Annotated in this window: 19 protein-coding genes and 1 pseudogene; 6 read left to right on the top strand and 14 right to left on the bottom strand. The window is 60.4% G+C overall.

The genetic code is table 11. The features are described from left to right. Nucleotides 1-483 (top strand): annotated as a pseudogene (locus NW827_RS04455) (hypothetical protein); the annotation flags it as partial. Between the two features lie 30 nt (nucleotides 484-513). Here the strand turns inward: NW827_RS04455 and NW827_RS04450 are convergent. The 5 genes from NW827_RS04450 to NW827_RS04430 form a co-directional block, all read right to left on the bottom strand. Next, entirely contained in the window at nucleotides 514-1,248 is a 735-nt protein-coding gene (locus NW827_RS04450) for a class I SAM-dependent methyltransferase (RefSeq protein WP_414404222.1), read from the bottom strand. A gap of 13 nt (nucleotides 1,249-1,261) precedes the next feature. After that, entirely contained in the window at nucleotides 1,262-1,993 is a 732-nt protein-coding gene (thyX, locus tag NW827_RS04445) for an FAD-dependent thymidylate synthase (RefSeq protein ID WP_414362901.1), read from the bottom strand. A 45-nt stretch (nucleotides 1,994-2,038) separates the two neighbouring features. Then, nucleotides 2,039-2,815 carry a DUF4397 domain-containing protein gene (locus NW827_RS04440; RefSeq protein WP_414404223.1) on the bottom strand — a complete coding sequence of 259 codons (777 nt, stop codon included), beginning with the start codon at nucleotides 2,813-2,815 and terminating at the stop codon, nucleotides 2,039-2,041. 192 nt (nucleotides 2,816-3,007) lie between these two features. Then, on the bottom strand, nucleotides 3,008-4,288 hold the full coding sequence (locus NW827_RS04435; RefSeq protein WP_414404224.1) for a bifunctional sterol desaturase/short chain dehydrogenase: 1,281 nt from the start codon (nucleotides 4,286-4,288) through the stop codon (nucleotides 3,008-3,010). A 200-nt stretch (nucleotides 4,289-4,488) separates the two neighbouring features. Further along, nucleotides 4,489-5,031, bottom strand: coding sequence for a DUF192 domain-containing protein (locus tag NW827_RS04430; RefSeq protein ID WP_414404225.1), 543 nt, complete (start codon nucleotides 5,029-5,031; stop codon nucleotides 4,489-4,491). Between the two features lie 193 nt (nucleotides 5,032-5,224). Between NW827_RS04430 and NW827_RS04425 the strand changes: the two genes are divergently transcribed. Next, the gene (locus tag NW827_RS04425) at nucleotides 5,225-6,511 is read left to right on the top strand and encodes a serpin family protein (RefSeq protein WP_414503376.1); all 1,287 of its coding nucleotides are present in this window, start codon (nucleotides 5,225-5,227) and stop codon (nucleotides 6,509-6,511) included. 4 nt (nucleotides 6,512-6,515) lie between these two features. Here NW827_RS04425 and NW827_RS04420 read toward each other — a convergent pair whose 3' ends face one another. Both NW827_RS04420 and NW827_RS04415 read right to left on the bottom strand, forming a co-directional pair. Further along, complete coding sequence (locus NW827_RS04420; protein WP_414404227.1) at nucleotides 6,516-8,318, bottom strand: NFACT family protein; 1,803 nt, start codon at nucleotides 8,316-8,318, stop codon at nucleotides 6,516-6,518. Between the two features lie 113 nt (nucleotides 8,319-8,431). Continuing rightward, a complete protein-coding gene (locus NW827_RS04415; protein WP_414360788.1) occupies nucleotides 8,432-9,013 on the bottom strand; it encodes a DUF3727 domain-containing protein in 582 nt (193 codons plus the stop codon). Nucleotides 9,014-9,397: 384 nt separating this feature from the next. Between NW827_RS04415 and NW827_RS04410 the strand changes: the two genes are divergently transcribed. Together NW827_RS04410 and NW827_RS04405 are read left to right on the top strand one after the other, a co-directional pair. Continuing rightward, nucleotides 9,398-9,847 (top strand): hypothetical protein, encoded by a 450-nt coding sequence (locus NW827_RS04410; protein WP_414503377.1) that lies wholly within the window; start codon nucleotides 9,398-9,400, stop codon nucleotides 9,845-9,847. Continuing rightward, entirely contained in the window at nucleotides 9,792-10,058 is a 267-nt protein-coding gene (locus NW827_RS04405) for a hypothetical protein (protein ID WP_414503375.1), read from the top strand. The genes NW827_RS04410 and NW827_RS04405 overlap by 56 nt, the downstream gene beginning before the upstream one ends. Here NW827_RS04405 and NW827_RS04400 read toward each other — a convergent pair. From NW827_RS04400 to pds, 3 genes are all read right to left on the bottom strand, one after another. Continuing rightward, complete coding sequence (locus tag NW827_RS04400; RefSeq protein WP_414404230.1) at nucleotides 10,055-10,870, bottom strand: ABC transporter permease; 816 nt, start codon at nucleotides 10,868-10,870, stop codon at nucleotides 10,055-10,057. The two genes, NW827_RS04405 and NW827_RS04400, sit on opposite strands and share 4 nt — an antisense overlap. A gap of 36 nt (nucleotides 10,871-10,906) precedes the next feature. Then, a complete protein-coding gene (locus NW827_RS04395) occupies nucleotides 10,907-11,794 on the bottom strand; it encodes a phytoene synthase (RefSeq protein WP_414360784.1) in 888 nt (295 codons plus the stop codon). A gap of 116 nt (nucleotides 11,795-11,910) precedes the next feature. Continuing rightward, a complete protein-coding gene (gene pds / locus NW827_RS04390; RefSeq protein WP_414404257.1) occupies nucleotides 11,911-13,317 on the bottom strand; it encodes a 15-cis-phytoene desaturase in 1,407 nt (468 codons plus the stop codon). Between the two features lie 151 nt (nucleotides 13,318-13,468). On the opposite strand from pds, the gene NW827_RS04385 reads away from it, so the two are divergent. After that, nucleotides 13,469-14,707 (top strand): phosphoglycerate kinase, encoded by a 1,239-nt coding sequence (locus NW827_RS04385; RefSeq protein ID WP_414360782.1) that lies wholly within the window; start codon nucleotides 13,469-13,471, stop codon nucleotides 14,705-14,707. A gap of 105 nt (nucleotides 14,708-14,812) precedes the next feature. On the opposite strand, the gene NW827_RS04380 is transcribed toward NW827_RS04385, so the two are convergent. The 3 genes from NW827_RS04380 to NW827_RS04370 form a co-directional block, all read right to left on the bottom strand. After that, nucleotides 14,813-15,163 carry a DUF1257 domain-containing protein gene (locus NW827_RS04380; protein WP_414360780.1) on the bottom strand — a complete coding sequence of 117 codons (351 nt, stop codon included), beginning with the start codon at nucleotides 15,161-15,163 and terminating at the stop codon, nucleotides 14,813-14,815. A gap of 116 nt (nucleotides 15,164-15,279) precedes the next feature. Further along, nucleotides 15,280-16,791 carry an AAA family ATPase gene (locus tag NW827_RS04375; RefSeq protein ID WP_414404231.1) on the bottom strand — a complete coding sequence of 504 codons (1,512 nt, stop codon included), beginning with the start codon at nucleotides 16,789-16,791 and terminating at the stop codon, nucleotides 15,280-15,282. A 101-nt stretch (nucleotides 16,792-16,892) separates the two neighbouring features. Further along, nucleotides 16,893-17,264 (bottom strand): hypothetical protein, encoded by a 372-nt coding sequence (locus NW827_RS04370; RefSeq protein ID WP_414404232.1) that lies wholly within the window; start codon nucleotides 17,262-17,264, stop codon nucleotides 16,893-16,895. Nucleotides 17,265-17,436: 172 nt separating this feature from the next. On the opposite strand from NW827_RS04370, the gene NW827_RS04365 reads away from it, so the two are divergent. Next, nucleotides 17,437-17,643 carry a hypothetical protein gene (locus NW827_RS04365; protein WP_414360773.1) on the top strand — a complete coding sequence of 69 codons (207 nt, stop codon included), beginning with the start codon at nucleotides 17,437-17,439 and terminating at the stop codon, nucleotides 17,641-17,643. On the opposite strand, the gene NW827_RS04360 is transcribed toward NW827_RS04365, so the two are convergent. Further along, on the bottom strand, nucleotides 17,640-18,548 hold a 909-nt coding region (locus tag NW827_RS04360), incomplete at its 5' end, for an ABC transporter ATP-binding protein (RefSeq protein ID WP_414503374.1). The two genes, NW827_RS04365 and NW827_RS04360, sit on opposite strands and share 4 nt — an antisense overlap.

The following is an 18,548-nucleotide window of genomic DNA, read 5'->3' as shown; positions in this document are numbered from 1 at the left end:
TCCTATGCCGGGACGGACCCGCTGATGGCGGAGCGCCGCCGCCGGCGTCAGTTGGAGCGCAGCGAGCGCCACAACGAGATCTTGCACCAGTTTCGCCGTTGGTTCCGTCTAGCGGGTCTAGAGGTGCGGGAAGACCAGCACACGTTTGACTTTCTGGCGGTGGCCGACGGGCACCTGCTTTTGGCCGAGGTGAAGTTGCTGCACCACAAAGATGCCGCAGAGGCGCTGCAGGAGGTGGTGGGGCAGTTGCTTTACTACGAGCGCTTTGCTCTCACCCCCTGGATCGAACAGGGCTTTTCTGTCCAGAAGGCTGCCGTTTTCGATGGTCCGCCCCCAGATCCCTACATTCAATTTCTGGAAGACCTGGGCATCGCCACCTACTGGATCAACGAGCAGCAGATGATCGACGGGCCGGAAAGCTCACTGCGGTTGCTGCGCCAAATGGAAGTGCGGGTACGGCCGGATCCAGAGCTGGGAGATTAGGCCAATTCATCTCTGCCTTTTTTCCCAGGGTTAAGCGTTCCTAAGACTAGCTACTGCTAACAACGACAGGCCAAAGGGTAGGGAAAACTTGGGGATCAAATAGGCTTCTGCGGCAAAAATCTCGGTTAAAAGCCGATTGGCCCAAGGCAAGGGCATTTTTAGATCTTGGCTCTGTCTGAGGTGAAGGTTCTTTTGGGCTAGGCGGATCCCTGCTGCTAATGGAAAGAGAAAGCTGTTGAAAAAGGTAAGGATATGAATTTGCAAGCCGGCGCTCCTGAGTAAGGAGAGAAGTTGCAGCCGCGTGTAGCGTCTCTTGTGGTGATTGAGCTCGTCATGGGCGCTCCACAGCCAGGGGTAGGCCGGTACTGTAATCACCATGTAGCCAGATGGCTTTAACCTCTGGATGAGGGCTTCCAGAGCTGCTTTGTCTTCCTCCAAGTGTTCCAGGACGTCCAGCAGAGCAATTAAATCAAATTGTTGAGAGCCAAAAGGGATCCGATGCGGCAATTCACCTTCGGCTACAATCCCGATCCCGCGGGCACGGGCAAGAGGCAATGCTATTTCGCTTCTTTCCATTGCGAAGACTTGGCCAAATTGAGACAACATTTCTAGGTTGCCGCCACTGCCACAGCCAGCTTCCAGGATACAAGCCTCAGGCGGAAGAGGGATCCCTGTAATAACCCGGCTGAGAATGCGGCGACGGCCCAGAAACCACCAATGCCGATCTTCTAAGGCCGCCATTTGTTCATAAGCCTTGGGATCCATAGTTGGGAACTTGTTAGGGAGAAAGCCTAGCCCTACCCCAGCGATTTTTGCGATACCAGGCGGCAACATGAGGGCACCAGGCCTCAAAGTGGGGCCAGATGAGCTCGCACAGCTCACGGATCTCCCGCTGGGCATCGGCCTTGGCCCGCAAGTCCAGGAAGTGCATCAGGCTGCGGCAGTTGAACGACACCACAAAGTGCTGTCGGATCCCGTAGCCGAGGATGCAGCGGGCATCCTCAGGCGGAACGCCACACTCTTCCACTAGGCGGCGGTAGGCAACGGCCTGGCTGCGGTATTGCTCCAGCACAATGCCCAGCGCCTCGGGGGCGATAGGCCGGATCCCGTCGCGGGTCTTGGCCTGGCCCTCCTTGATGTTGGCGGGCACGTAAAAAACTTGCTCCAGTTGGTCAGGGCTGGGATCCGATCCCAGCTCCAAAAGCTGTTGGCCGGTGTAGCGGTACGACTGGACATCGAACGACACCCCAATGCGGTGGGTGCGCGCCTGCTGCACCACCAGGTGGGGGAAGTAGCCCACCCCGAAGGTGATCTGCGGGTGCTCCAGGGGGCCGTAGTGACCACGGTCGCCCTCTAGAAGGTGCCGCACCACCGCCTCGCCAGGGTTGGCTGGCACCCGGCTTGCTGGTGTGACGTACTCGGCACTGTAGTCCTGGTGCATTGCCTGCCAGATCACCCGCTCGGGATCTGGAGTCTGGCTAAGCACCACTACCTGAAACAGGGCATCCACGGGTAGAAAGTCGTACCCTTTCCCCAAAGTATAGGGGGAAGACACCTAGAGAAGGCGGCGAGCCCGCGTCTCCTCCGCCAGCACCCCACTCAAGCTTGGATTGCTGCGCAGTAACCCCGCCACGTAGAGGGTATAGACTTTCCCCGCCTCTAACTGGAGATCAAACCGTTGCAGGGGAATGCTCCGGCTGGGAGACGTCTGCCCGCCTGAGGCAGAAGGGGCTGTGGCCACCTGGATTTGGGTAAAGCCGGGGCGCATGGCTTGAAAAGTGGATACTTGCCCAAAGGCCAACTGAGGTATCAGCACTCGCCCTTGCTCCCCTTGCCATTGCAGGGGTGGGGCGTCGGGGGCAGCGTGAACAAACCGCACCAGGGCTTGATCGAACAGAGGGTTGATATTGTCTTCCAGTACCAAGACTGTGACGCGATTGGGCTCGTCGGCGGCCACCACTGAGAACACTCCCCCGCCTCTGAGGTTGGCCACAGTCCTGGCCGCAACCGTTCGCGCGACGGAGTCCTTAGAACTTGTGGGCTGGCCGGGGTTCTCAGGTGTTGAAAACAAAACAATGTCGTACTCGCCCGCCGGCATGCGCACGTATTCGCTCACCGTGCCATAGGCTACACCCTGAGCAGCCCTTACCCCTCCCACTTCCAAGTCAATCCGAGGGGCATTGGGGGCCACATGCACTAAGCGCACCTGCACTTCCGCCACCTCTGCAGAGGCTATGGGGATGGCACAACCCGCCAAAAGCCCCGTCCCTAAAGACCCACCCACTACGCAGAGAACTGCACTTACCCACTGTCGCACCATGTTGACGCTCACTCCTACTCCTCACACCCAACGTTCACTCGGAGAGCGAGCTGTTGAATTCCTCCAAACAAAGGGCCCTTTCGCTCCCTGCAAGGTTCACATTGGCGCAAGGGATCCCCTCTCCTGCCGCCAAAGAACCTGCTCTTGTCTTACCCCAGTTTTGCGCCTAAGACCACAGAGGGGGGCAGGATTTCTGCCTCACCTTCAAGGGATCCCGCCGACCTGCTTGCTATCGGCAGGATCTAGGCTGAGGCTAGGGGCTGCCCCCGGCAGGCTGAAGAGGCGGAAGTAGGTGCTCACGGCCAGCTCTCTAAGGGGGAAGAGCAGGTAGGTCAAGGGGTTGATGGTGACAATGATATTGCGGCAGTCGCGTTTGGCCTGGGCCAGGATCTGGGCGGCCACCCAATCGCCTGACATCACTCCAATGGGATTGAGCTGGCTCCTGAAGGGGCCGAGGATAATCTTGCGCACCACGCAGGGAGCATCCAGGCGGCGCAGGGTAACCAGATCCCCTAGGGCCCGCTTGGAAAGCTCGTAGAGGGGGCTAAAGGCAGGGCTGACCTCGGCTTCTGAGGTGTTTACCCAAACCTCTTTGGTGGCCACTTCCGGATTGTTGCGCACCGTCTGGAAAAACAGCTCCATCAGGCGCCATGCCGAGAAGGTGTTGACGGCGTAAGACTGGCGGACAGATTCGGGATCGCGTTGCCTATGGACGTTCAGGCCGTGGTTGATGACCAAGATATCGACCCGCTCCAGGAGTTCGGCCAGGGATCCCTCCTGCCCCACCTGCCAGCGAACGGTCTCCACCGGCTGGAGCTGGCCGTCCACTTCAATGGCAACCGAATCCGCATGGGAGCTAAGGGCAATAACTTTGGCTCCGTGGCGGTAAAAATGCTTCAGCAAGGCCCGGCCCAGGGTACCAGAGGCGCCGGTGACGGCCACGCGCTTGCCCTTGAAAGAGAGACTGGTGCCCATGATCCGATCCACCAAGGTTAGGGTGCCGCAAAAGTAGGCGTTGGTATCGTCGAAGTGGTGCCGCCAGTGGTAGGCGCGGTTCACATACCACTGCGCAGGAGGGGCGGGGAAAGGCCCCGGCTGGTGGGTGATATCCGTCTGCAAGGCCAGCCCCCAGCCCCGCAGCGCGCCGGCAACTAGAAAACTGGCCGAGTAGAGTACCCCCACTGCCGCTGCCAGGCCATAGAGGAGGGATCCCTGTCCCAAGAGCACCACCCAAGGGATCCCGGCTAGAACCATCGTTGCTGCCTCGGGAACATCGTGGTGCCACTGGGATTCTCGGTATAACTTGGGGTCTACCACGCTGAGATCGGGGCGGAACAGGCGGTGGTGCAGGGTGTGCTTGGGCAGCAGCCAGGGCCACTGGTGGGCCAGCCAATGGCGCACATCCCGCACGATCTCCGCCCAAAGGACGGAAGCCAAGGCAATAGTTCCAACCTCCAGCCACTGAGTTACGCTGCTAACATCCATAGGGTTTAAACCATCCTGAGCTCGCCGTCGCCTCTTGGCATCAACCTCCCACAGTTGGCGACCCTCAAAAATCATCCCAAAGATCCCTGAGAAAATCATCCTAGACCGCGAGGAAGAGGGCAAACGGCTGCCCTTGGGATCCCAGCTTCTTCTGCAAGCTTGTTTTCCCTCACCCCTGGCCCTTCTCCCAAAGAGAGAAATCAAGGAGTTAGGGGCGGAAGCTGGCGGATCTCCACAACATCTCCCACTTGCAAGCCCAGGGCCGCCGCCGTCCCGCCGCGGAACTCCAGCACGCCATCTACTAACTGGTCAGGGGGTGGCCCATAAACGGGGCAGGGTTGGGCAGGGCAGCCGGGCACATCGGCAGCGATGTAGACGACCCGACCCCGATAGAGAAAGATAATGTCCAGGTTAAGCGGCGTGTTGAACATCCAGAAGGCAGCCGGCTGGGGCGGGTCGAAGGGAAACCACATGCCGCGATCAAGAGGCAAATCGGTGCGAAACATTAGGCCCAAGCGCTGTTGCTCAGGGGTGCGGGCCACTTCGAGCTCAAAGCGCTTGCCGGCAATGGTTACTTCCGCTTCCACCGGCAGGTACTGGGGCTGTCCTTTGGCCGGGGTCGCACTGGCAACGGCTGCCGTCCCCTGGGCTTCTCCTCCAGCGGCGCATCCCAGCAGTAGAGCCAGGCCCAAGGCGATCCCGCCCGCTGTGACAACCTGGCGCTCTCTTACCCACCAACTCATCCCTTTCTCCTGCTGAGCTGTGCAGGCTTAATCCTACCCTGCTCTCTAGAGTTTGGCCGGGATCCCCTGCGGGCTTTGGCCTGTCGATCTCACCTCAAGCGCAGCCGCAATGGCCGGCCTGGGCAGGGGCCATCCACCCCCAACCCGATACCATAGCTATAGACTCGTTCCCCACCCGGCCAGGAGAGCCCCGATGAAAGACCTTTTGAGCATGTCCTCGGTGAGCCGGATCCCGCTGCTGGCTCTGCTGGGCCTATTGCTTTTGGGTCTTCGGCCCACCCACGGGGAAACCCCGGTGCGGATCCCGTTTGAGCCAACCGTGACCTATGGGGAAGGCTATGGAGAGGAGGCGGTGGCCCAGCAAGCCCAAAGTCGCTTTGCGCTAAAGCTATTCGATTACCTACTCCAGCAGCAACCGCAAGAGAACCTCTTTTTCTCCCCCTTGAGCCTTCGTCTGGCTCTAAGCATGCTGTACAACGGCGCTGCTGGAGAGACCCAAGCGGCGATGGCTAAGGTGCTGGAGGCTCAAGAACTCTCCCTCAATGAGTTGAACTGGACCAATGCCCAGATGGTGCGCTGGCTGGTGGAGCGATCCCAAGCAGAAGGACCGATCCAGCTGCAAATGGCCAACGGCCTTTGGGTCGATACAACCCTCACCTTGCGCCCCTCCTTTTTGCAAGCCCTGGCCACCTATTACCAAGCAGTGGCCAATCGGGTGGAGCTGGGATTCCGCCAGACGGTGCAGGCGATTAACCGTTGGGTAGCCGAGCGCACCCAGGGCCAGATTGACCGCATCGTGGATCGCCTCAGCCGTGAAGACAGGATGGTTTTGCTCAACGCCATCTATTTCAAGGGAGAGTGGACCCAGCCCTTCGATCCGACCCTGACCCAGCCCCAGCCCTTCACCCGCGCCGATGGCCGCCGTGTCCAAGTGCCGCTGATGGCCCAATCCGGTCGCTACGGCTACCGGGAGACCGAGCAGCTCCAGGTGGTGCGCCTGCCCTATGGGGAAGGGGAACTGGCCATGCTGCTCCTGCTGCCCAAACCAGGGGTGAGCTTAGCAGCCCTGCGGGAGAAGCTTAGCCTAGAAACTTGGCAAGAATGGACGGGATCCCTGCCTAGCCGCCCCGGCTCGGTGCGGATCCCCAAGTTTAAGCTGGCCTACGAAATGGATCTGGGGCCAGCTTTGCAGCAGTTGGGCATGGGGATTGCCTTTTCCCGGCGGGCCGATTTTAGCCAACTGACCCCAGAGCCAACGCAGGTCAGCAGAGTCCTGCACAAGGCGGCCATCGAAGTTAACGAAGAGGGATCCGAGGCGGCTGCTGCCACCGGGGTAATCGTCTCCCGCACCGCCCTCGACCGGCAAGAGCCCTTCCAATTTGTAGCGGATCGCCCCTTCTGGTTTGCCATTGTGGCCTCCGGAGCCAACCGGGAGGCGCAAACTGTGCTGTTTATGGGATCTGTAGTCAACCCAGAGTAGAGGGCTATAACCCTGCTGGGACATCCGACTTGGGCGCTCCGTCCTTTTCCACGAGCAACTGAGCGCGGCTGGGGCGGCCCCACAGCACCCGCTCCTGTCTGTAGACCACCATGCCAGGGGGGGATCCCTTGGGCTTAAAGACGCACTTAGGGCGGGTATATACCACCGGCACCTGGTCGCTAAGGCGACCGCGGCTAAAATACGCCGCCAAGTCGGCAGCCGCTTGCAGATCTTCGCTTTCGGCCACAGCCCCGGGAGGCAGGCGCAGGAGCACATGGCTACCCGGGATCTCCTGGGCGTGAAACCACCAATCCTGGTCTTGGGCAAAGCGAAAGGTCAGCCGCTCATTTTGCCAGTTGTTGCGCCCCACCCAGATAGGGAAACCACTGGGGCTAGTGAAGCAATAGGGGTTGAAGCTGGCTGCAGGGGAACGTCTAGCTCCCTCCGCCTTGCTAGGACTCTCGAGGTAACCTTGCTGAATAAGCTCCGCCTCAATTTCTGCAAGGATGACCAAGTCCTGGGGATCCCGGTAGGCCTCCAGCTGCTGCAGGGCTGCCTCCACTTGCTCTAGGTAGCGGATCTCTTGCTCTGTGGCTGCTAGCAAAGGTTGTACTGCCTCCTGGGCTCGCTTTTGTTTGCGGTGCTTGCGGTAGTAGGCCTGGGCGTTGAGAACAGCGTTTTTCTCCGGATCCAGCGGGATCTTGACCATCTGGCCGCTAAAAAAGTCTGGCAGCTCTATCGAGCTCAGCCCTGGCCGCCAGAGGTGGAGATGGGCCATGAGGAGATCGGCAGCCTGCTTGGAGGCTTCTGCTTGGGCTGAGTCGGCCAACATCTTCTCGAAGTGGTCGCGCCGCTGGCGGAGTTTTTTGAGCAGGGTGGCTAGCTTTTGCCCCAGCCGCTGTCGCTCCCGCTCAAAGCGTTCGCGGTTAAGCTGGGCTTGGTAGTAGGCTTCCAGGAGCTGGTGCAAGTTGGGCTGAGAGGGATCCCCGCTAGAGCCCCTCCAGCCGAGAACAGTGTACCCCTGGGAGGTGAGTGCCGGCTCAAACCGAGCTGTTTCCAGACGGGCCAGCCAGTCCTGCCACCAAAAAAACAGCGCCTGCCACTCCTGGGGCGAGAGTTGGTTGCTGGGGGTTTGGGGGGGGATCCCAGCTTGGAGGCACATTGCCTCTGCCAAGTGCCGGCTGAGGCCGCGGTAGCAGCGCAGGAGCCGCTGAGCAATAGGGCCAGGGACTAGAGCCAGGCGCTCTTGCCACTGGGAGAAGGGCTCGCTTCGCTGCGGGATTGGGTCGGTCAGGGCAGGGGGGGCTTCGTAAGCAAGTCCCGGCTGCACGGGGCGTACCCGCGATTGCCGCTCGCTTACCCCGTGGCCACAGGCTAGGATCAGGCCTGCCTCGTCCACCAAGATGGCATTGCTGTACTTCCCCATCACTTCCAGATAAAGGTGGCGCTGCGGCGGATCCCCGGGGCGAGGGCCAAAGCGAAAGTCAATCACCCGCTCCCACTCGTCCAGCAGCGCCAGCTCCGTCAGGGCCAAGCCCCGCAGGTGCCGCTGCAGGTGTTGGCTAAATGGAAAGTCCTCTGGCTCCTTGGGAGGAGCCTGACAGAGGTGAACTCGGGCCGCCTGCGGATGCCAAGACAACAGCAAGCAAGGGCGGGCCCTAAGAGTGCGCAAGCCGATCACCACTGTCCACAGATCGGTTTGCTGGATCCACTCCACCCGCGCCGGTAGCAGGGAATCCCGACCGGGCTCAGCGCGTTTTAAATCCGCCAGCACAGCACGGAGGGTGGTTAGATCAACTGGTTGCATCCCTGCTGCTCCTTAGGGAGTGGGCAACGCCCGGGACCTAAACGAGGGCCTCCTTCGCCCTAGCTGGCCCTGGCGGCAAGGTCAACCAATAGGCTTTCTGGCCCAGGGAAACCCTAGTCCTCCTCTTCCCCTGCCTCGTCCAGATCGAGCAGCACAGCATTGAGTTGGTCAAACAGGGCTGGCGAGTCCTCTGGGTTCAGGAGGTAGGGATCCCCCCCATCGGGCAGGGCGACATAGATCAACGGCGGATCAAGGGGTGTAAAAATGCCGTACTTTTTGTCCTGGTGGAAGAAAGTAGCCAACAGTTGGAACTCCTGGGCATCTTCCTCACTTTCGCCCAGCTCAAACACATCCTCCTCCTCCACAGGGGGCAACTCTCCCTGCACCGTCAGGATGTCGAAGCCGTTTTGCTGCAGGGTCAAGTTCAACTCTCCCAAAACGGCCTGGAGGGTGGGGATGGCGGCCCGGAGCTCCTCTGGATCTGGCTCGTCGAGGATCCCTTCCATATCTGCATCCCCATTCACCGCCTGCCCGGCCTCCTCCTCTCCCTCCCACACCAGCACCTTGATGACGGCATCAACAGGGGTGGCCAAGGCATAAACCTGATCCTCAATGACCACCTGCCTCAGAATTTCGCAGGTGAGGGGCTGGTTCTGCTCGTCGCGGAGCACCAGGGTTTCGCAGGATTTAGTCATGGAAAACAGCCCAGATTAACCTTCTCCCCGCCCTCCTCTTCCACCAGAGCAAACTGCGTAGCGGTAGGGCGAGCCTTCTTGCTTTTGATTCTACGACAGCACTTACCCTATCCGGCTGCCCTTTGACGACAGCGGTGCGTAGGACTCTGCCCTGCTAACGCCGGTTGAGGTGGGATCCTGGTACTGGTTGATTGCAACCCGCAACTTACAAGAGTTCCCCCAGCTACAGAGTTGGTTGCCAACGCTTTACGTTCCCCCAGCTCCCCTCAAGGGCTACTTCCAAAAGGACGAGAGGCGGCTTGTCCCTGGGCATGAAGGCGGGGGTTGAGGTGGTCTTTCTTGGGTTAGAAACCAGCCTCGCTACGCCCTCAAGCGCTTACGGAGCTGGCCGCCGAGTCCATTGGCCAGGGATCCCATCGGGCCCTGCTGTTTTACAAGACGGCAGAAGGGGGAGCCGGCGTCCTCCAGCGACTGGTGGAGGAGCCAGAGGCCATGGCGGAGGTGGCGCGAGCAGCCCTAGAGATCTGCCACTTCCAGCTCTTAGAAGCCGGGATCCAAGACCTGCGGCCCAAGTGCGGCGCCGCCTGCTACGAGGGCCTACTCAGCTACGCCAACCAAAGGGAGGTGCTGCAGCTGGACCGCCACCAGATCCGGAATCTCCTGGGCAAGCTGGCCCACAGCCGCACCGAGCTGCGTCGCCTGGGCCGCTCCCGTCAAGAGCAGCTGGAGTGGCTGCGCCAGCTCATCGATCCTCGCTCGCACCTGGAGCGCCGTGGAGTTGCTGGCCGAAGAAGGCTACCGCCTTCCCAACGACGCCCAGAAGGCCATCCCTAATCCCCGCGGCGTGGTTGACTTCTTCTACGAGCCCAACGTCTCTGTTTTCTGGAATGGCGCAGTGCATGACGAGCCCGACCAGGCTGCCCAGGATCGCCAACTGCGCTCCCAGCTTTTGGGACAGAGCTACCGGGTAATTGCCCTGCGCTACGACCAAGACCTGCAGGAGCAACTGGCCCGCTACCCAGAGGTGCTTGGCAAGGGCAACTAATCCTGCTGGTGGGAAAACAGGTAGGCGCCCACCAGGGCCAGGATAGCTGCCAGGCTCGCTAGCACCCCCACCGTATACCAAGGGAACTCCGCAAGGGGCTGGTAGGCGGCTGCCCGCATGCCGATGCTGGCGTAGGAAAGGGGCAGGCAGTAGACCAGCACCTGCAGGTAGCCCGGCAACTGGCTGGGATCGAAAAAGGTGGCCCCCAGAAAGGACATGGGCGTAATCAAAAAGTTGGTGAGCACGCCCACACTCTCCAAGCTGGGCACCTTTAAGCCGGCAATTACCCCGATCCCGGCAAAGACGGCGCAATCCAAAAGCAACACCAACAGCGCCAGGGGATGAAGGAGGCCCCAGGCCCCCGTGCCCAGCACCCCCACCGCCAACACTCCCAGGGCCGTGAGCAGGCCGCGGGCAATGCCTGCCAACACCTTGCCCAAATGCAGCGCCAGCGGATGCACCGGCAAGAGCAGCAGCTCCTCAAAGCTCTTGGTAAACAGCCGCGATCCACAAATGGAGAAAGTAGTGCCGGCAAAGCTAATCGTCATGGCCGAAAGAGCCACCATCCCCGGCAAAATAAAGCGTAAATAGGAACCTGCCGCCGTCGATCCAGCCACGTCAGCCAGGGCCTCGGCCTCCAGGGATCCGCCCAGCCCCACCCCAAAAGCAACGATGTAGATGAGGGGGGCCACTAGCCCTGAGGCCACCACCTGCCAGACCCGCCCGCGCAGATCCAGCCAGTCGCGCCAGAAGATGGTTAAACTGTCTTCCCAGATTTGCCAATAGGGTAAAGCCAGGGCACGGCTTAGCATAGGTTTTCTTCTTCCAGGTTTGGGGTTGCCCACTTGTCAATAGCCGTAGTAGTTGGAGCGCCGCGACCGCCACCAGGCCACCGGCAGGGCCAAGGCTTTCCTTAGGGTGGACACGTAGGCCCGAGTGCGAAACACCTGGTAGTGGTTGCGCTCAATGGCGTTGAGGATCTGCCGGTAGAGCATCAAAGAAGCGGCCACCGGCCAGCGGGAGTCCGGCTGCAGGGTAGGGATCCCCCGTTCCGCTTGGGCATAGAGCTCTCGAGCTCGCTGGATCTCGTAGTCCATCAGGGCTATCCAGCGCTCGTCGATGACGTAGTTAAACAAATCCCGCTCTGAGTAGTTGAAGCGGCGCAAGTCCTCCAGAGGCAAATAGATCCGCCCACGACGGGCATCTTCCCCCACATCGCGCAAGATATTGGTCAGTTGCATGGCAATCCCCAGGGCCACCGCCTCCTCGCGGCCATCCCGACCCGGCACAAACCCCATGATCTCCGAGCACATCAGACCTACCACCCCGGCCACGCGGTAGCAGTAGACCCGCAGGTCTTCCCAGGTGGCGTAGCGCCGGGTGTCCAGATCCATGCTCTGCCCCCGCAGCATCTCGCGGAAGGGCTCAATGGAAAGGCGGTAGGTGCGGATGGTGTGGATGAGAGCCAGGTCAGTGGGGACCTGGGGCTCCCCCCCCTGGAACAAGGACTCCAGATGGGATCCCCACTGCTCCAGCTTGCTGCGGGTAACCTCCACCGCCGTCTGGCTGGCCTCCAGCCCATCCAACAGCTCGTCAGTCTGCCGCAGCCAGGCGTAAATGGCCCAGATGGCCCGCCGCTTGGGGCGGGGCAAGAGCAGGGATCCCAAATAAAACGTCTTGGCGTGCTTGGCCGTGATCTGGCGGCAGAGGGCAAAGGATTGCTCCAGCGGACTCATCGGGCTCATCTCCAAGGGCGCAGGGCCAGATGGGGACAGCGAGGGCACATCATCAACACTACGGGAAAGCGGCTAGGGGGAATAGCCCAGGCAGTCAAGTTGTCAGAACTGAGGCCTCAGACCCCTGCTGCAACCAAAGGGGCAGCCGCATGGGAGGGGATCCCTTTGCTGATGGCCTCAGCCGCCCACTTGCCAGAGAGGATGGCCCCCTCCATGCTGCCCAGGAAGGGTTGCAGGGTGTAGCTGCCCGCCAAGAAAAAGTTGGGGATGGGAGTGACCTGAGTGGGACGGTATTGCTGCCGGCCGGGCGTAGCCTTGTAAACCGAGCGCGGTGTTTTCACCACCACCCATTTGCGCACCCGCGCCGGGTTGGGGCCGGCAAGGTGCTGAGGAAAGAGTTTTTGGAGCTCCTCCAGCGTGGCCGCGAAGATCTCTTCATCGCTGCGCTCGATCCACTCGGCAGCCGGGGCCAGCACCAGCTCCAGCATCGAGCGCTCTGGATCCGCATAGCCGCGGCAGGTGTTGCTCATGTCGGCATACACGCTCAAGAGCGGCGAGCGGGAAAACAGGGAGTGGTCAATGTGAGTAATCTTGCGGTCAAACCAAATCTGCAGGCTAATCACCGGCACCCCTTCCAGCTCGCGCAGCTTTTGGAAAAAGGGGATCCCCCACCACTGGGCCGGCAGCAGCTCCTTGAGCGCATCCACCGAGAGGGCCGACACATAAGCATCAGCAGTAATCTGAAGCGGCCCGGAAGGGGTGAGAAAGCGAAAGCCGGCTACACTGCCGTCGGGGTTGAGGTCGATGGCCTGCAGTGCCGCGTTCAAATACACCTGGCCGCCGCGGGCCACAATGTAGTCCACCAGGGGCTGGCAAAGCCGCTCCGGCGGGGCGCCATCCAGGTAGGCAATCCTAGAGCCATCTTTCTGGCGCAAAAAGCGGTTTAAGGCCGTCAGGGGCACCATGGCTGAGATTTCGTCCGGGTTGATGAACGCCAACGCCTTGGAGACGGCAATGAAAATATCGGTGTTGACCCGCTCGTCAATCCCTTGCCGCCGCAGCCATTCCAGGAGGGTGTAGCGATCCATTTGCTCCACGTAGCGCTGGCCGCGCACCATGGCCGGCACTAGGCCCAGGGCAAACTTCACCTTTTCGCTCCAGGTGAGCATGTCATTGTTGCGCAGGATGGCCACGATGGCGTTGAAGGGAGCAGGAAGGTCCGGCAGGTCAAAGCGGGAGTAGGTGCCCGGCTTGTCCGGCTGGTTGAAGATTAAGCTGTGTTCCTTCCACTGCAAGCGGTCGGAAATGCCCAGCTCGCGGAACAGTTGCAAGGTGTTGGGGTAGGCGCCGAAAAAGTTGTGCAGCCCCGTCTCGATCCAGTCGCCGTCGGCATCCTTCCAGGCGGCCACTAGCCCCCCCAGCACCTCCCGCCGCTCAAACACCAGCGGCTGATGCCCGGCATCGCACAGATACTTGGCACAGGCCAACCCCGCCAGCCCGCCTCCAGCAATGGCAACACGCATGATGATGCTGATCAAGCAACATTTCCATTCTATTTGCAAACCGTTACAATTGCTGGCGGTCCCAGGAGAGGCCGCAGAGCCCTGGTTTACCGCCGGGATCCGATCCCTGGTAGGATACGGAAGCAAAAGTAATCCAGGGGGAGGGAGGACGATGGCCAAACAAACACTGGGATCCCTACTGTCATCCGGCTTTGATCTGACCGGCAAGCGTGTGCTGGTGCGAGTTGATTTCAACGTCCCCCTGGATCCGCAGGGCAACATTACCGACGACACCCGCATCCGCGCCTCGCTGCCCACCATCAAAGCCCTCACCCAAGCGGGCGCCAAGGTCATCCTCACCAGCCACCTGGGCCGCCCCATCAAGAAAGACAAAGAGACAGGCACCGTCCAGATCATCCGCGAGGGCAATAGCCTGGCCCCTGTGGCCGTCCGCCTATCTCAACTCCTGGGCCAGCCGGTGGCCTTTGCCCCCGACTGCATTGGCCCTGAGGCGGAAGCAATAGTGAACCGCCTGGAAAATGGCCAGGTGGCCCTCTTGGAAAATGTTCGCTTTTACCCAGAAGAGGAAGCCAACGATCCAGAGTTTGCTCGCAAGCTGGCCTCCCTGGCTGATCTATTCGTCAACGACGCCTTTGGCAGTGCTCACCGCGCCCACGCCTCTACGGCTGGCGTTGCCGCCTATCTCCAGCCTGCTGTGGCTGGTTATCTAGTGGAAAAGGAGCTGCAGTTTCTTTCGGGGGCCATCGAGAACCCCCAGCGGCCTTTGGCGGCTATCATCGGCGGCTCCAAAGTCTCTACCAAGATTGGCGTCATTGAGCGGCTGCTGGAAAAAGTGGACAAGCTCCTGCTGGGTGGCGGCATGATTTTCACCTTCTACCAAGCCCAAGGGATCCCAACCGGCAAGTCTTTGGTGGAAACCGACAAGCTGGAGCTGGCCCGCTCCCTAATGGAGAAGGCCAAAGCCCGGGGTGTAGAGCTACTGCTACCCGTGGATGTGGTGGTGGCCGATAAGTTTGACAAAGACGCCAACGCCCAGACGGTTTCCATCCACGCCATCCCCGACGACTGGATGGGCTTGGACATTGGCCCCGAATCGGTCAAAGCTTTCCAGGCTGCCCTGCAGGGGTGCAAAACCGTGGTCTGGAACGGGCCGATGGGTGTGTTTGAGTTCGACCGCTTTGCCGCCGGTACAGAAGCCATTGCCCGCACCCTGGCCGACCTTACCCAGGCGGGGGCCATCACCATCATTGGCGGCGGCGACTCAGTGGCGGCTGTGGAAAAAGTCGGCCTAGCGGACAAGATGACCCACATTTCCACCGGTGGCGGCGCCAGCCTGGAGCTGCTGGAAGGCAAAGAGCTGCCCGGGATTGCCGCCCTCAGTGATGCCTAAGATCCTGGACAGTTCTAGAAAGCCAACAAAAAGGGGGCTACAGCTAGCCCCCTTGGCAATTCCTTGCTGTAGCTCCCCTTATAGCCCAGTAGGGCAGCGCCTAGCTTAGTGCACCACCACTTTAACGTTGGCGTTGTTCAAGCCAGGACGCTTCACCTCGGCCAAAGTCTTGTTGATGGCGTACTTCTGGTTGATGGAGTTGATCAACTCCGTTTGGTTGTACTTCTTGGCTACGCCCCACAGATCGGCAATCAGGTCGTAGGAACCATCAGGGTTCTTGGACCAGCCCAGATCGTAGTCGCCCTCCAACTGAGCTACGATGTCGGCGCGAACCCGCTGGCCATTGTAGCCACGTACCTCCGCGTTCAGCTTAACGGTGTAGCCAAGATCGCGCAGGGAGTTAATTAGGATTTGACCGTCGGTGATTTTGGTGCGCAGAGTGCTAAAATGAGACATGGTGTTTCTCCTCCTTTGTGTAGGGGTTGGAACATCAACAGAAACAATGGGCAACTTCTAGCAGTGAGTTAAGGCCATCTCTACCTCTGCAGCGGCATTTTGGCCTTAACCGTTCGCTAGAACTCCAGTCGCTGGTACTCGGCCACAGCAGCTGCTGCTGGCCGAGCCCGCTGCTGGGCCCATTCCCTCAACGCTACCACTTGCTCCGTCATGGTGCGGGATAGCGGTTGAGTTGCTTTCGTTGCTGCCAAAATGTCCAACTGGGTAAACTCACGGTTCTGGGCAAACGCTTCGTACATGGCAGCAATCAAAACTTGCTCAATCTCCGCGCCGGAGAAGCCCTCGCAGGCAGCAGCCAACTGCCGCAGGTCAAAGCGACTGATGTCGCGCCGCCGCTTCTGCAGGTGGATCCGAAAGATCTCCATGCGCTCGTTGATGTTGGGTAGATCCACGAAGAAGATCTCGTCAAAGCGGCCCTTGCGTAGAAACTCCCCCGGGAGGCGATCCACGCGGTTGGCGGTGGCGATGACGAAGACTGGCGAGCGCTTCTCCTGCATCCAGGTAAGGAAGGAACCGAAGATGCGGCTGGAGGTACCTCCATCGGAGTCACTGGAGCCCGCGGCGCCGGCAAAGGCTTTATCCAGCTCGTCGATGAAGAGGATGGCTGGCGCCAGCGACTCAGCGGTGCGCAGAGCGCTGCGCAGGTTGGCCTCTGATTTCCCCACCATAGAGCCATCGTAGACACGGCCCATGTCCAGGCGCAGCAGGGGCAAGCCCCAGAGACGAGCAGTAGTCTTGGCAATTAAGGACTTGCCGCAGCCCGGCACCCCTAGGATCAGCAGGCCCTTGGGAGCAGGCAGCCCATAGGCTCGGGCTCGCTCAGTAAAGGCCTCGGAACGCTGCAGCAACCAGCGCTTTAACTCTTCCAGACCGCCAACAGCGTCGATGGACTCGTCTTCTTCGATGAACTCGAGGATGCCATTGCGGCGGATCAGTTGCTTTTTCTCGGAAAGGATGATGTCCACCTCCGCCTCGCTAAGGCGGCCATGCATCACCACGGCCTTGCGGTAAACTTTTTCTGCCTCCTCCTGCGTCAGCCCCAGGGCCGCCTTAACCAACTTTTCCCGCGTTTCAGGGCTCACGGATCCCCCCCGCGGAAGCTGCTCCAACTGCCGGTTGAGGATGCGCTCCAACGTGGCCATGTCGGGCAGCGGGAAGTCCACCACGCAGACATCCTTTTCCAGCTCAACCGGAATCACCTGGACTGGCGACATGAGGAGGAGGGTTTTGTAGGATCCCTTGAGGCTGGCCACCGCATCCCGTAGCCAGCGCTTGACCTCAGGGTTGTCGAGAAAGTCGTGCAGATCCTTGAAGACGAAGATGGCAGGATCCTTTTGCTCCATTGCCCACTGAATAGCGGGCTGGGGAGACTGGGTGTTGTGCTGGGTTAGGCTGCGGGGGTTGCCGTATTCAACAATGCCATGAGTAACCGTCCAGATAAACAAGCGGCGCTGCGGCCTAAGAGTACGGGCAATTGCCGCCAGGGTTGCCTCCGCCCGCTCCTCCTCTGAGGTAACCAGGTAAAGCAGTGGGTATTGAGCTTGGATAAGGATGCTGAGCTCTTGCATGGAAAACACCAACTGCGCGGAGGGAAAGAAGCTGAGGTAAAAGCAAGACTAAGAAAGTCTATGCCCTAACTCGGGGCGGAGGAGGCACCCTAAGAAGCGCCTCAGCAGGGCACCAACGCATCCTGGCACCGCTCCCCTGAACTCGTGGCCGCTCCCCAGTATTCCGGCTCCACCTCTCCAAGGATGGCTGTAGTGGCAGACTGGTGGTGGAGAGAGACCACCTCCCCGTTGCGAATGACAAACGGGTGGCTGCACTCAGGGCAGCGGTGAACCCGGTAGGTACTGCCCTGTACTCCCTCAATTACCTCTGGGTGAAGCAGGTAGAAGCTGAGGGCTTTCTCTGCCACCGCTGACATTGGCTCCCGCTCTACGGCAGCCCGAATCTTTAGACTGCGGTGGAGTTCAGGCGAAAGATACAGCGTAACTTTTTGCTTGGCTTCTGGGCCTTCTACAACCTCTGGCCGCTGACTCATGGCTTACTGTTTTCTCGTTGTGTGCCAGGCTTGGGAGCTATCATAGCCAGCCTGACGCCTTGACGGCAAATTTTTAATAATCTGTAACGATCTTCCTGGGGGCCTCTCTAGCTTGTGGAGATCCCCTGCTGGCAGAGTAGGCTAAGGAGGAGATGCAGAAGGTTCATCCCCTATGGAACGCCTCATCACCACCTTCAGCAAAGGCTTCTCCAGCTGGGGCCGTCGTTTCCTGGTACAAGCTGGCGACGCTTTGGCCAGCCTGAAAGACGCGGCCCTCGACAGTGGCAGCCTGTTCCTCTGCAGGGCTCGCATTGCTTTGGCGGAGGCCCGCTTCACCACCCTCAAGGCAATTCGCTCTCGGTCTGGCTCGACTCGCTAGCTGCCCAGATCCTGGAGCCGATAGAGCTTGGCGTAGAGACCGTTGCGGGCCATGAGCTCGGCGTGGGATCCCTCTTCTTTCAGCTCCCCCCGCTGCAGCACCAGGATGCGATCCACATTGCGGATGGTGGAGAGACGGTGGGCGATGATGAGGGCGGTGCGATCCCGCAGGAGGGTTTGCAGGGCGGACTGGATTAGGGCCTCGGTGCCCACATCCAGACTAGCGGTGGCTTCGTCCAAGACTAGGATTTTGGGATCCCGCCACAGGGCCCGCACAAAGCTAATGAGCTGTTTTTGGCCGCTGGAGAGGTTGCTGCCCCGCTCTCGCACGGGGGTGGCGTAACCCTGGGGCAGCTCGCGGATGAGCTCGTGCAGGTGGAGTTGGCGGGCCACCCGCTCTACTGCCGCCAGATCCCCTGCCTCTCCCAGGGTGATGTTTTGTTGGATATCTCCAGAGAACAAGAATCCATCCTGCAGGATCACGCCCAGGTGGCGGTGCAGCTCGGCCTGGGGCAGATCGCGAATGTCCACGCCGTCGATGCGGATGCAGCCGCGAGTTACCTCGTAAAGGCGGCAAAGTAGGCGGATGATGGAGCTTTTGCCAGCTCCGGTGGGCCCCACCAGGGCGACCTTTTCGCCGGGGCGGATGGTGAAGCTGAGGTCTTTGAGCACCCACTCGCCGGGGTTGTAGGCAAACCAGACCTGCTCGAACTGCACCTCCCCTTTGGCCGTTGGGGGCAGGTGGCGCGGCTGAGCAGGATCCCGAATGGCCACGGGGAGGCTGAGGATGTTGTCGATGCGTTCCACGGCAGTGAACCCCGCCTGCAGGGCGGTGAACTTTTCCGCCAACTGGCGCAGGGGGTTGAAAAAGCGCTGGGAAAAGAGAATGAAGGCGTAGAGGCTGCC

It is taken from the genome of Synechococcus sp. H70.1 (assembly GCF_047502705.1).
GTDB lineage: Bacteria > Cyanobacteriota > Cyanobacteriia > Thermostichales > Thermostichaceae > Thermostichus.
This window is presented reverse-complemented; position numbering and strand designations above follow the sequence as displayed.